The 13,552-nt window shown below is 45.1% G+C and carries 10 protein-coding genes; 8 read left to right on the top strand and 2 right to left on the bottom strand.

Features of this window, described 5'->3' with window-relative positions:
• Positions 1-79 precede the first annotated feature (79 nt).
• The 8 genes from RID53_RS25770 (at position 80) to RID53_RS25735 (ending at position 9,910) form a co-directional block, all read left to right on the top strand.
• Positions 80-571: a GNAT family N-acetyltransferase gene (locus RID53_RS25770; protein WP_446390804.1), complete on the top strand. Its 492-nt coding sequence runs from the start codon at positions 80-82 to the stop codon at positions 569-571.
• A 144-nt stretch (positions 572-715) separates the two neighbouring features.
• The gene (locus RID53_RS25765; RefSeq protein WP_446390803.1) at positions 716-1,474 is read left to right on the top strand and encodes a HEAT repeat domain-containing protein; all 759 of its coding nucleotides are present in this window, start codon (positions 716-718) and stop codon (positions 1,472-1,474) included.
• Between the two features lie 363 nt (positions 1,475-1,837).
• On the top strand, positions 1,838-2,416 hold the full coding sequence (locus RID53_RS25760; protein WP_446390802.1) for a general stress protein: 579 nt from the start codon (positions 1,838-1,840) through the stop codon (positions 2,414-2,416).
• A gap of 271 nt (positions 2,417-2,687) precedes the next feature.
• The gene (locus RID53_RS25755; RefSeq protein WP_446390801.1) at positions 2,688-4,202 is read left to right on the top strand and encodes a pentapeptide repeat-containing protein; all 1,515 of its coding nucleotides are present in this window, start codon (positions 2,688-2,690) and stop codon (positions 4,200-4,202) included.
• 415 nt (positions 4,203-4,617) lie between these two features.
• Positions 4,618-5,448, top strand: coding sequence for an LEVG family PEP-CTERM protein (locus tag RID53_RS25750; RefSeq protein WP_446390800.1), 831 nt, complete (start codon positions 4,618-4,620; stop codon positions 5,446-5,448).
• A gap of 241 nt (positions 5,449-5,689) precedes the next feature.
• Positions 5,690-7,480, top strand: a complete 1,791-nt coding sequence (locus RID53_RS25745; RefSeq protein ID WP_446390799.1) for an AAA-like domain-containing protein — start codon at positions 5,690-5,692, stop codon at positions 7,478-7,480.
• A 229-nt stretch (positions 7,481-7,709) separates the two neighbouring features.
• Positions 7,710-8,891 (top strand): aldo/keto reductase, encoded by a 1,182-nt coding sequence (locus RID53_RS25740; RefSeq protein ID WP_446390836.1) that lies wholly within the window; start codon positions 7,710-7,712, stop codon positions 8,889-8,891.
• 215 nt (positions 8,892-9,106) lie between these two features.
• Complete coding sequence (locus tag RID53_RS25735) at positions 9,107-9,910, top strand: EAL domain-containing protein (RefSeq protein WP_446390798.1); 804 nt, start codon at positions 9,107-9,109, stop codon at positions 9,908-9,910.
• A 302-nt stretch (positions 9,911-10,212) separates the two neighbouring features.
• Here the strand turns inward: RID53_RS25735 and RID53_RS25730 are convergent, their stop codons facing one another.
• Both RID53_RS25730 and RID53_RS25725 read right to left on the bottom strand, forming a co-directional pair.
• The gene (locus tag RID53_RS25730) at positions 10,213-12,525 is read right to left on the bottom strand and encodes a CHASE2 domain-containing protein (protein WP_446390797.1); all 2,313 of its coding nucleotides are present in this window, start codon (positions 12,523-12,525) and stop codon (positions 10,213-10,215) included.
• A gap of 128 nt (positions 12,526-12,653) precedes the next feature.
• Positions 12,654-13,493: a DUF928 domain-containing protein gene (locus RID53_RS25725; protein ID WP_446390796.1), complete on the bottom strand. Its 840-nt coding sequence runs from the start codon at positions 13,491-13,493 to the stop codon at positions 12,654-12,656.
• Between the last annotated feature and the right edge of the window lie 59 nt (positions 13,494-13,552).

Genomic DNA, 13,552 nt, shown 5'->3' with positions numbered 1-13,552 from the left:
CGAGGGCATCGTTTGGCTTCCCTAGCTTCCCCAGCTTCCCGCACCCCAACTTCCTTGCTGCCTCAACCTACTTTGTTAAATGCATACATTGTTAATACCGGGCTATCAGCTACGAGTTGGCTCTCGACTGGAGAAGGCAACCTTGTTGAAGTTTCTCCAACTGAGTTACCAAGAGCTTTTCCCGCAACAGCAAGATTTTTCTCATTTAGACGAGACAGTACGACGGTATTTTTGTCAAGACACACCGTTATGGTGGGTAGACTTAGCCAATCCTGAGGGTGACGCCGCACCATCAAATCAACCTGTCGCTGGTTTATGGCTGGGAAATGCCATTGATCAGGTAAGTGGGGATCGCCATGCCCATGTTTTTTTACTCTACGTGATGCCAGAGCATCGGCGTCGGGGTATTGGTTCAGCGCTGATGTGCCATGCTGAAAACTGGGCTAGAGTTCGGGGCGATCGCCAAATTGGGTTGCAAGTGTTTGAGTCAAATCCATCGGCTGTGCGCCTTTACGATAAGTTAGGGTTCCAAACCCAGTCCCTTTGGATGGTGAAACCGCTGTCTGGATAAGAGTTCTGAGTGTTGACGCTTCACTTTTTCCCAGGGCATACTTTTGAGTGCGAGAATGTTCAAATGGATAAGTTGACAAAGGAAAAATAACAAATAACAAAGGACATAGGACAAATAACCGCTGAATAAGATATTTTTTTAAGTATGTATGATAATAACGAGCTAAGATTAATCGAGGCGGCAGGTGAGCTAGATAGCCCTCTGGATGAAATCGAGCCAATTGATGACCACTCAGAAGAGACTCAACCCGATCCAGAAGCGATGCTGGCTCTGCTAACCGCCCCAGAAACACCCCAACGGATGCTGGCGGCGCGGGCTTTTTGTGAACTTCAAGATGAACGGGCAATTCCCCATCTGATTAATTTGTTAAACGATGTCTGTCCCTTGGTACGGGTTAGTGCAGCGTATGCATTAGGACGTAATCCTGATCCAACAGCCGTCGATCCTTTGATAGAGCAACTGAACCGGGATTGGAATGGGTATGTGCGTAAAGGAGTCGTTTGGGCATTAGGTAATTGCCGCGATCGCAAAGCATTGCCCAGCTTGATTGATGCCTTATGTACAGATATCTCTGCTGTGCGTTTGTGGGCAGCAAGTTCCCTGGCACAGATGGCGAAGTTAGACTATGACGATATCGTTGCCTGTATTCCCCCGTTAATTACTGCCTTAAAGCAAGATCCCATGGCAGCAGTACGCAGTAACTGTGCCTGGTCATTAGGACAGCTTTGTCGAGAACTCCCCTCGAATGCTATCTATGCAGGTGCGGTTGACGGTTTAATTGAAGCCTTTGCCGAAGATGAAGATATGGGCGTGCAGGAAGATGCAAAAGCTGCCCTGTTGAGAGTGGGCGATCCCCGTGCCTTACAGATGATTGAGGAAATTGAGCTAGACGGATTGTTTTAGGAGATTTGTCATTGGTCATTGGTCAGATGATGTCCGGCAAATCACCCCTACTAAAAAAACCTGAAACCTTTGCTGTTACAGCATTGCTATTGTGGGTAATTTATCGGACTTGATATCATTTGTTGATTGTTGATAGTTCATTGTTCATCCTCTTCCCCAGCTCCCCCATCTCCCTCAGCTCCCCCAGCTTCCCCAGCTTCCCCATCTCTCTATTCCCTATTGCCTATCAACAGCTTCTCTCTACAGACTGATGAATCTCTTGTGTTCTTTTCCCAAAATAGAAAGGAGAATAACAACGCAACAATAATCCGAAGTCCTGCATTCTGACAGGTTAATCGGTTTTGAAGTATAGGGAGAAAAAATATGGCTGTAGCACAATCACAATTAAGACATGCAATTGGCGTCTTTCCTAGTCGTCAACAGGCAGAAAATGCGCTCATGGAACTCAGAGATAGAGGATTTGATCTGGATCGAGTTTCCGTGATTGCTAAAGACGCCAGTCTCAATGAGAAAATTGGTGGTACTGATCTCCATAAAAGCGGTGGTAACCAAGCGGGAGAAGGTGCCAAAGCTGGTGCGGCTGCTGGCGGTACGGTAGGCGGTTTCCTGGGCTTAATTGGTGGTCTAGGCGTATTGGCAATTCCTGGAGTCGGTGCAGCTACAGAACTAGGAGTCGTTTTAGCGAATACTCTCTTAGGAGGCGTTATCGGTGGTGCTGGCGGCGGTTTAGTCGGTGCCTTGATTGGTTGGGGAATCCCCGAAGATGCTGCTAAATATTATGACGAACGAGTTTCCGTCGGCGATTATGTGGTGATTGTAGAGGGTACAGAAACCGAGATCCTGAATATGCAACCCATTTTCCAAAATCGAGGAATTCAGGACTGGGCTATCTATAATGCACCTGGCGCCAATACCAATCCTCAAATGGGTAGCAGGGTATAGGTATAAGGATGGACAATGTTCATCCGATAAGATTTAAGAAACGGTGGGGATAAGTCCTCGCCGTTTGTTTTTTGGCTTGATATCCTCCCCAACCTATCTTCCAATGGTCGATTGAGGTTGGGGATTCCCATCATTTCATTACTGATGAGACTTCCTGGTTCATAGTTCTAGGCAACCCATTCACCAAACCCTTATTATGGAAGCATTTGGCGTTAATTGTGTTTCTTCCATCTATAACGGATGCGTAAAGCGGAGCTTGTCTAACGATTTTATGTCTCCACAGACGAATGAAGACTATCTTGCCTTGCTCAGGCAAGGGGTGGAGGTATGGAATGCGTGGAAAGCGCACCACCCAGATATCCGACCCAATCTCAGCTTTGCTACAGGCAAAGGCGTTGCTATCCAAGGGGCGAAACTCAGTGGCGTTGATTTGAGTCGGGCAAATCTAAGTCAGGCAGATTTGAGTAAAGCGGATCTGATTGGCGCAAACCTGAGTGAAGCATATTTGAGTGAGGCATATTTAAGTGAGGCGGATTTGATCGGTGCAAACCTCATGGCAGCCGATCTGAGAAATGCTGACTTAATTAGTGCCAATCTCATTGGTGCGAACCTGAATAACATCTATCTTAGTGGTGCTGATTTGACTAAAGCCAACCTCAGTGGTGCTGATTTAGTGGGAGCAAAACTGATTGGCGCTAAACTGAGTGGAACCAATCTCAGTGGGGCGAATCTCAGTGGGGCGAATCTCAGTGGTGCCCACCTTGTCGGTGCAAACCTCAGGGGGACGAACCTCAAGGGTGCTAATTGTAGTCAAGCCAATCTGCGGAACGTCAACTTACAACGTTGCAAAGCCTTCAACACCAATTTTTACCAAGCCATATTCACCGCCGCCTGTCTGGAAGACTGGCACATCAATAGCGGGACAAATTTAGCCGAGGTGATTTGTGAGTATGTTTACTTACAAACCGATCAACACGAACGCCGTCCCCATCAGGGAACATTTGCCCCGGGAGAATTCACGAGGGTTTTTCAAGTTCCCTTAGAGACGGTTAATTTAATTTTCCGCAATGGTATTGATTGGCAAGCATTCTTTGCCGCCTTTCACGCCTGTCAAGCCCAGGATGGGAGTAACATCCTCACGATTCAATCCTTAGAAAATCACCCTGATGGGGTATTAACCATCCGGATTGCCATTCCTATCGATGCCAATCGGTTGGAGATTGAGCATTTCCTTAATCGTGAGTACGATGCCCAACTTGAGATGATTGATAAAGACTATCGTTATCAGTTACAGGTGAAATATGAGCAAGTGGCTACCTATCGTCAGCAGAGTGCCAACTTAACCGAGGTTCTGCAACGGTTGGCGGAGAAAACCGTGCATCCTGGTGAAACGATTAATGTAGAGGCAAGACGGTTAGTTGAACCCCTCACGCCTTACCCGTCTAATCAGGGTGAGTCCGTGGAAAGTTGCCTGTCTGGGAACTCGGCGATCGCACCCGCTTATACCCTAGAACAAAAGCAACGACTGACTGATACTGCGACCAAAATTCAAAAGTTACTCCAGCAGCTCGATCAAACCTATCCCACGAATACGCCTCTGGAAAAACAACGGGTGGTTATCGAGGTGCTAGAGAGGATTGAGCAGAATCCGATGCTGAAAGCTTCAGTCGTTGAAGGCTTAAAAGGCGTGCAGACTGAGGTATTAAAAGAATTGATTGATCATCCTTTAGTCAATGTACTGCTGGCAGCGTTGGAAGAGTATCAGACAATACATTACAAAAATTAATACAAATGTGAGCATTGTCCCTAAAAATGTAAATTTTTATTGTTTTCATGGGGATGGTTCAGGAATTAACCCTAAACTTTATACAAGATTTACAATAACGCCCAATAAAAGGAGGACTATTTAAAGATTTAATGAAGATATTGATTGGATACTATCCCTGAACAGGTTTGCCCTTAGAATTAAATTATAGCCAGATAAAAACCGACCTGTTTAGACTCAGAATGTGCTGTTGGTCACATAGAGGTCAGCTCACTCACCTTAAAAAATATAGTCAAGTTTAGTATAAACAACGACATATTTTTCTCCGCCTTCCGCTAATTGAGGACTGTCCCCCTATTCACCAACACTATCTCTTGAGTTTTAGTCCTGTAACATTTAACTCAATCTAGTGCAACAACAAAAGGAGAGCATCTCCATGAATACTCAAAAAATTTCCACTTTTTTCCGCCATACTGGTGCAATTGCCTCACTCGTCGCTGCGGCTACAGTAGCTACAGGGTTTATGGCTCCATCTGCTTCAGCTATTTCCTTGGCTCAGTCGATAGGAAAAGATGTAGGAGAAACTGAAATTTTGCTTTATGGCGAGAATGAGCAGCCACTAGGTTGCATAGACCCAACTCAATGTTTAACTAATCTTAACGATTACTGGATAGATCACATAGTCAGCCTAGAAGATGAGACAAGTGGGACTCTTAGCCGCTTGTTTGTAGACAATCTTGCCACTGAAAATTGGTACGGTGAACCCGATAGTCTCCCATTTGTACACTTGAAAGCTGGAGATGCTGGGACAGTTCCAGAAGGCTTTTGGTTCCGTCCATCAGAACGTGAAGTCACAGGACAAGGTGAAGAACAAGGACGGTTAGAAGTCGGAACTTACGAGTTCCATTTTACGAAGGTGATTCCTGAACTGAAAATTGCCTATTTCGATACAGAGTCGAGTGGTACAACAGGAGTTCCTGATTTTGGCGGTGTTCTGGACACTGACGGGGTATTAGATACAGGCTCTAATCCTATTGTTCCAGGTGCAAATGGTAATATCTCTTACCAAATCTGGAAAGACGTAAGCTTTATCACACTAAAATTGGGTCAAGACAGTCCAGTAGACGGTGAAACAGGTGATGGAGTTGACTTTGACCTAGAGAAAGAAGGTATAGACATACCTGAACCGACAACCACTCTTGGCTTAGGTGCGTTAGGGTTGATGGGTGCTTTAGGTTTACGCAAGCGCAACAAGAATTTGTCGTAGTCTCTGAACACTAGGACGAGAGTTCTTAGTAACAATCTACTCTAGGGAAAAGTACTTTTCCTTAGAGTATTGTTTTTTCGTTTTCCTAGTTTGGCTGTCAGTTAGGGCTGGGGCAGTTAAAGCCATGTTCTATTAGCTTTGCGATCGCATCCCTCCCCAAAATCCCCAAACCGTATCTCCTATCGACTTTTACGGGGATTGGCATTTATGATCAATGCAGGATCACAAGCTGGTTTAAACAATGCCGCGATCGCTCCAAGTTCACTCTCACTCCGTTTCCCGCGTTAAATCGTCCCTGTTGCGGAATGGCTTTCCCAGTCAGAAGCTTTTGGCGGAAGCCTTGAGTCTCTCCCAATCCACCGTGAGCAACTTCCTCAACGGCAAACCCGTGGATTATATCAATTTTGTGGAACTGTGCGCCGCATTAGGGCAGGAATGGCGGGATATTGCTGATTTAGAGACGCCTTCTCACGCCGATGAAATACAGGAGATGAGAGCCAAAGTGCTGATGAGTGGATACCCGCCCCATTTTAATCTGACGCAGACAATACAACAGGCAATTTGTCAAGCGGGTCATGACGTGTTTTTGGCGCAGCAGAACACCGCCCTGGATAACTATTTAAAGCTATCCGATTACTTACTGCTGCTATTATCCAAAACCACCGCCGTTAGCGAAATGGTACTCGAACAAGTTCGGCTGGCTAAGGCATTACACCACATCACACCCCAAAAACCCGCCATTTTGCCGATTTTAGTGGACGTTTGTCAGAATGGAAACGGCGCGAGTACCCCCTTACCTTTCGATTTACTCGGCTATCTCCAAGGCACTCAACCCTGGCACTGGCGTTGTCATGATGATCCGACGATTCTCGCCTCAGAAGTTCTCCAGGTTCTCAGCCAAGGGCGCACCGCTTTGCCAACGGATCATCAATTGGCGATTTCTTGGAGTAAACTGACTCCCCAAACCCAGAAAAATACATCACTTTATGCGCCTCTCCCCGTCGCTGCACCGGAATTACCAGAAGGACAAGTCGATCTTGACTCTACCTTTTACATCAATCGCCCGCCCATTGAATCGGTTTGTTATGAAACCATAACTCGACCGGGTTCCTTAATCCGAATCAAAGCGCCGCGACAAATGGGAAAAACCTCGTTAATGGCGCGAATTCTGCGTCATGCTGAACAGCAGGGATCTCAAACTGTGGCATTAAGTTTACAACTGGCAAATCAGCGGATATTGGCAAATTCTAATACATTCTTAGAATGGTTTTGTGCCAGTATCAGTTTAGCTTTGGGGCGACTCGATCCCGAACAACTGGCAAAGTATGCCCAGTTAGCGGATATGATTGGCAGCAATCAAAGCTGTAAAGCCTATTTTGAACAGTATTTACTGCCCCATATTTCTACTTCATTGACATTAGGCTTAGATGAAGTGGATCGCCTCTTTGCCTCTCCGGAAATTGCCGATGACTTTTTCGGGTTATTACGGGCATTGCATGAGGAAGCGAAACGGCGCGAGATTTGGCAAAAATTCCGGTTAGTAGTAGTGCATTCCACGGAAGTCTATGTTCCCTTGGATATGAATAAATCGCCCTTTAATGTAGGATTACCGATTGAATTGCCAGAGTTTAATCAGGAACAGGTGATGGAATTAGCCAGACGCCATGGATTAGAATGGTCGATTGAAACGGTAGATTCTCTCGTTACCTTAGTCGGTGGACATCCTTATTTGGTGAGACTGGCACTTTATCATATTGCCCGTCAGGATATGGCATTAGAGGACATCCAGCAAACCGCGCCCACGGAAGCAGGAATTTATAGTGATCATTTGCGCCGCCATTTGTGGAATTTGCAAACCTATCCGGAATTATTGGACGCCATGAAAGCCATAGTAATGGCATCGACGCCAGTCCGTTTACCCTCGCAACAGGCGTTTAAATTAAACAGTATGGGACTGGTAAAACTCTTTGGTAATGATTGCACACCTAGGTGTCAATTGTATCAACAATATTTTCGCGATCGCTTGGCGTAAGCGTGGGAAAGAGGTGATAATATGTTCCGTTTTCAGTTGATAGTCGTGAAGCGCGTCTGATGAGTAAAGCGCCAGTGCGCCCCCATCCTAGGTTGTAGTGAGGACTTTAGTCCTCCAGTCAGAGGCGCTAAAGTGCCGACTACGAACTGCTAGATATTTTGATTTTGGCTAAAGTGAGAATAGGTCTAAAATTCACCATTCAAGCACTTGACTTCTAATCATACTTATGATGCAGTACAGACGATTTGGACGCACTGAACTACAAATGCCAGTATTCTCCTGTGGCGGAATGCGATACCAATTCAAGTGGAAAGATATGCCCGCCTGGTTAATTCCTAAAGATAATCAAAGCAACTTAGAAGCAACAATTCGTCGCTCGATTGAAGTCGGTATTAATCATATTGAAACAGCACGGGGTTACGGCACGTCAGAAATGCAGTTAGGTAAAATTTTGCCCAAATTCCCCCGTGATCAATTAATTGTCCAGACAAAAGTCAGTCCTAAATCAGATCCCAAAGAATTTCGACGCCAGTTTGAGCAATCGTTGAAATTCCTCAACCTTGACTATGTTGATTTGCTGGGAGTTCATGGGATAAACACGCCGCAATTGCTTCATGATAGCATTCGTCCGGGAGGCTGTATGGATGTGGCGCGTCAGTTGCAAGCCCAAGGCAAAGTGCGGTTTATTGGCTTTTCTACCCACGGTGCTACGGATTTAATTATCAAAACTATTGAGATGGATCAGTTTGATTATGTAAATTTGCACTGGTACTATATTAATCAATTTAATTGGGCGGCAATTGAAGCCGCAATTCGTCACGATATGGGTGTTTTTATTATTAGTCCGTCGGATAAAGGGGGAATGCTGTATAAACCGCCACAGCGATTAGTTGAACTTTGTAAACCCTTGAGTCCAATGGTATTTAATAACTTGTTTTGCCTGTCTCATCCCCAGGTGCATACCTTGAGTTTAGGTGCATCTCGCCCTAGCGATTTTGATGAACATTTGAAAGCCGTTGAATTATTGGATCAGGTTGATGAAATATTACCCCCGATTGTGGCACGATTAGAAGCCGCCGCGATCGCACGCCTGGGAGAAGACTGGTTCAAAACCTGGCACATCGGTTTACCCAGCCATGAGGAAACCCCTGGGGGTGTGAATATCCCGGTAATTTTATGGCTGAGAAATTTAGCGATCGCCTATGATATGGTTGAATATGCTAAAATGCGTTACAACCTCTTAACCAATGCGGGACACTGGTTTCCAGGTGCTAAAGCTAATCAAATCAGAAAAATCAATCTTCAGGCATGTTTACACCGGAGTCCCCATGCTGATACAATTCCTATTTTACTGGAAGATGCGGATCAGCGCTTAGGGGGTGCAACCGTTAAACGCTTATCCCAACAATAAATCGATAGCGATTCGACTTGAGTCGTAAAAATTTTAGTGAGTAAAAGGAACGCTTAACTGAAAACAGAAGATTCCAGAACTCATTGATAATTGCTACATCAGTTTGTTTCGCCCCTCATTCACGCTTAACTGTTATCCCTATAACCTGTTCTCAAACCACCTTTCTGGTAGCATTTAGGTAAAGAGCAGCAGGTGGTAAATTGGAGGTGAAAAATGTGCAACAAAATCTCTGTCAAGAATCAACCAGTCGTAAAGCCTTACAAACTGCCCTTATAGAAGATAGGTTTTGCTTATACTTTCAACCGATTTTCCCTCTTCTTCAGGGAGACAAGGGTCATGTTCACAAGGAAATTTTAATCCGAATGGTGGGACAAGATGGTAGAATTATCTCACCCAATTACTTTCTTCCCTGTGCCGAAGAATCAGGATTAATGCCATCCATTGATCGTTGGGTGTTGGAATCCTTTTTTAATGGCATTTACCACCCTAGTAAATGTATGGGTTGTTGGGCAAGGGATTATTATTGTGGGTGTATTATTGCGTTTAACCTGTCCGGTTCCAGCGTCAATGATGACGGCTTTCTCGATTTTCTGGAAAACGCCGTGATTAATCATCCGGTTCCTCCCAGTAGTTTAGTCTTCGAGATTACTGAAACGGTAGCCTTAATCAATCTAGACAGAACCCGGCAATTTATCCAGCGTTTGCAAAACCTGGGTTGTCAGTTTGCTTTGGATGATTTTGGTACAGGCATGTCCAGTTTAGCCTATCTGAAGGAATTACCGTTAGATTTTGTCAAAATTGATGGCATGTTTGTGCGGGATGTCGTGCATAATCCTATCTCTGAAGCGATTGTCTCGGCGATTGTACAAATGGCTAAGGCGAAGCAAATCAAGACGATTGCTGAATATGTGGAGAATGTGGCAATTCTGGAACAATTGCAGGCGTTAGGTGTGGATTATGCCCAAGGGTTTTACTTAGGGAAGCCTACCCCGATTCTTAAGCGAACACCTATTTTTTAATTTGCTGGAAATAAGGCAGAGGGCAGAAGGGAAAGAGTAACACTGTAGGGGCGGGTTTAGCCACTGTAGGGGCGGGTTTAGCCACTAAAGCAAGCTTGTTAAGCTGTCATGCATTTAAATTGGGTATTAGTAGCGAGCAAGATGCAAAGCCTGCGGCATGGCTTCGCTAAACGCACTACAAGGCTTTCGCCGTTATTGATATTAAGGTTTAAATGCCGAACAGCTTACCAACAACTGAACAACAAAACCCGCCCTTGCTTGTTACCAATAACGGAGAAACTCAACTCACCCTCATTCATAAGTCATAAAATAGAAGAACTTTTATTGTCCTGTTCTCTGTTCCCTGTTTCCGGTTCCGAACTTTCGTCCTGAAGTTGACGCAGTAACTTATAGCAATTAGATAACATCGCTTCTACATTCGGCGGCAAAAAAGTGAAGTGAATATAAAACGAATGCTCATCGCTGGGCTGATCTAACACTTTGGCATAAATATCTTCACTTACTGAGATTAACCGATCATCAACCTGTAAATTTATTTTTATATTTGTCAAAGGAGTCATGACTTGTTCTGAGCGGATTTCGCCACCTTTGGCAGACAGTTTTACTAAACTCCCCCGAAAAAACAGATCACTGACATGCTTACCTTCCAAAAAAGTGTAATGTAAACGAATAGGCTCAACCAACGGCAGAAAATGCTCGTCAGGTTTAGCTAAAAACAAGTAGTAAGGTTTGCCAATTCCTCCCACTTGATAAATGGGAATAGGTTCGGGTAATCCTTTAGGTTGAACCCGTATCTTGCCATCAATTCTCACCCAAGTTCCCGCAGCATTTAGAGTAGACTGAGAGATAAAAATTTGACTGTCTGTCGTATAGGATTCGATGCGATAGGCTAAATTAACCTGAGAACCCACTACTCCATATTTTGTTCGTTTCGATGACCCAATATTTCCGACTACAACATCTCCCGTATTAATCCCAATGCCCATAGTCAACGGAGGTAAACCCAGATGTTTCATGCGTTCATTGACCGATGTCATCGCCAACTGCATCGCCACGGCACAAGCGATCGCACGTTGGGCGTCATCTTCACGAAGCGTCGGCGCACCAAACAAAACCAAAATTCCATCCCCAAGAAATTCATCAATTGTTCCTTGGTATTGAGTAATCACATCCGTCATCGTGCCAAAATAAAAGTTGAGAATATTCACCACTTCTTCTGGCATTAAACGTTCAGTCAGGGCAGTAAACCCTCTTAAATCTGACGTTAAGATAGTAATCGTGCGCCGTTCACCACCTAATTTAGCCCCTTCAGGATTTTCTAAAACATTCGCCACAACTTCATTGGTGAGATAACGTCCAAAGGTTTCGCGGATTTTACTCCCTTGATGGGCAAGATAACTGGTAATCGCCACCACTGAACCCGATAAAGCCAAAAGAGGCGGAACGACAGGAATCCACCACCCAATTAAAAACGCCCCATAAGTACTAGCCAACAGGACACCCCCTGCCAGGATCAGCCTCAAAAATCGTTGCACAGATACCCGTCGCCTTTTCTTCTGATAGCGTCCCTGCCAGGTTACAATAGCGCCTACAGTAGACCAGAAAAAAATCCAAAGGCTTTCTTGCCGTTGAGACCAAGTTTGAATGAGGGGACGTCCTTCTAAAGCCGCACTAAGGATTTGACTGGTAATATTAGCATGTAATTCCACCCCAGACATGCGTTCGGGCAAAGCAAACCAACTACTACTGTAGGGTGTAAAAATCCAGTCTTGGAAACTCTCCCCGACAAAGCCGATCAGAATAATGCGATCGCGTCCCCAATCTGGAGGGATACGATCCTCTAGAAGATCATGCAATGAGATCGTTTCAAAATGTTCCTTGCTCCCTCGATAATTTAATAAGATTTGGTAGCCACCAGCATCGGTGCGGACATAACCCCCATCATTTTTTTGGAAGCGAGAAAACGTGCTTTTTCCCAACCGCCAGGTATTGGGTTCCCCTGGTATTGGTTTGGGGCTAATTCCTTGAGCATCAAGATAGAGAAGTGCTAGATAAAATCCGAAACTGGGAATAACATCTCCATTGGTATCTTCAACTTGTAAGAGTGCCCGTCGGACTTTAGTATCAGCATCAAAGATGACATCATTAGCGCCCACTTGTCCTTTGGCTTTCAAGGCTGGGGGGGCGGCGACAGCATCCTGGCGCTTATCGCCAACCACTTTCTCAATCCCCACCAGATTGGGGGTTGTTTCAAAGACTTGGACTAATTCCTGATGTCCCGGTTGTACGGGTAAATCCCGATAAACATCCAGACCAATGGCTTTAGGGTTATGGGTTTTGAGTTTAGCAATAGCTTGGGCATAAATCTGATCGGGAAGAATAGATCGAGAAAGTTGCCCAATTTTTTTCACATCCGCCTCATCAATCCCCACGATTCCAATTCGCTGATCCAAGGGTTCAGAGGGACGCCAACGCATATATTGGTCATAAGCTGTCCATTCCCAAGTTTGCAGCATCCCAGTCCACCGCAGGAGAATGATTAAACCCGTAACTGTTGGGGTAACTATCCAAACGCCGCGCCATTGCCAAAGCCACCGCTTACAGGATTTGTACATCTGAGTTTTGAGTTTTGAGTGTGTAATGTTCCAGATGTGCCATGACGTCTCTGTAGGGGCGGGTTTCACCATTATCGTTTGTTGTCACTCTGATGTGACTAAACCCACCCCGACTAAGTTTGAGAGATTTAATCGTTTAGTTCTCTCATCGCCTCAGCATCTTGAGTCTCCTCAGCATCTTGAGTCTCAACCGAACAGGAGTGAACCCAACAGTTAACTGGAATATTATCCAACTCAACCGACGTTAACAATTCTTTCATCTCATCTGCGATCGCGGAGTCATTGGGAAATTGCTGATAGAGTCGAGCTAAAATCATCAGCGTTTCTGCCCAAATCCTTTCTTGAGCATAGTTAGATCCTTCGTCTTGGAGACGTTTTTTGATCCCTTCGGGTTCATAAACGAGTTGATCAAGAAGAGTGTTCAGTTCTTCGGGTGGGGCGATTCCCGTCTGAATGGGTTGACGCTGAATCCAGCCTCGAACAAAATAATCCTGACTGCGATCATCGGGATTACACACCAAGGCAAATGTCCAAAGATACCGTTTTTCCGTTGTCAGAGATATGTGATCAGGAAGCTTGAGTTCTACGATACCAGCTCTATGGGTTAGGGGTATCCTCGTATAATAAATTTCCTGGTTTTGCTCGTCCAAAAGTAGAAAATCGGCTGACTGGGCTGTCGTAGGGGGAACATACCAAAATAATTTAGGGTTGGGGGATATGGTGGTAATTAGATTATTCGTTGGCGTTAGCGCCGTTAATCTTGTATTTCCGGTAACACAAGGTATATTCGGTATACCTCTTTGTCCTCCCCCGCCAGTCCTCTCAGGGGCACCAATATCTTCTCCTTCAGGAAACTCTAAACTAATATCGAACGACTGTGCTTTGAGTTGAGGTGCGGTGAAAGCCAACGCTAACCCGACCGTTAGCGTCATCCCACCGAGGTAGGTAAAATGTTTGAGACCACCCATGCTTTAATGTTCTCCTAATCTAATCCTGGGATCTATTGCCACAGTCACTTTCAACATGA

The sequence above is a fragment of the Coleofasciculus sp. B1-GNL1-01 genome, assembly GCF_040220235.1.
GTDB lineage: Bacteria > Cyanobacteriota > Cyanobacteriia > Cyanobacteriales > Coleofasciculaceae > Coleofasciculus.
Note: the sequence above shows the minus strand (reverse complement) of the source record. Positions and strands in the feature narration are given on the sequence as shown.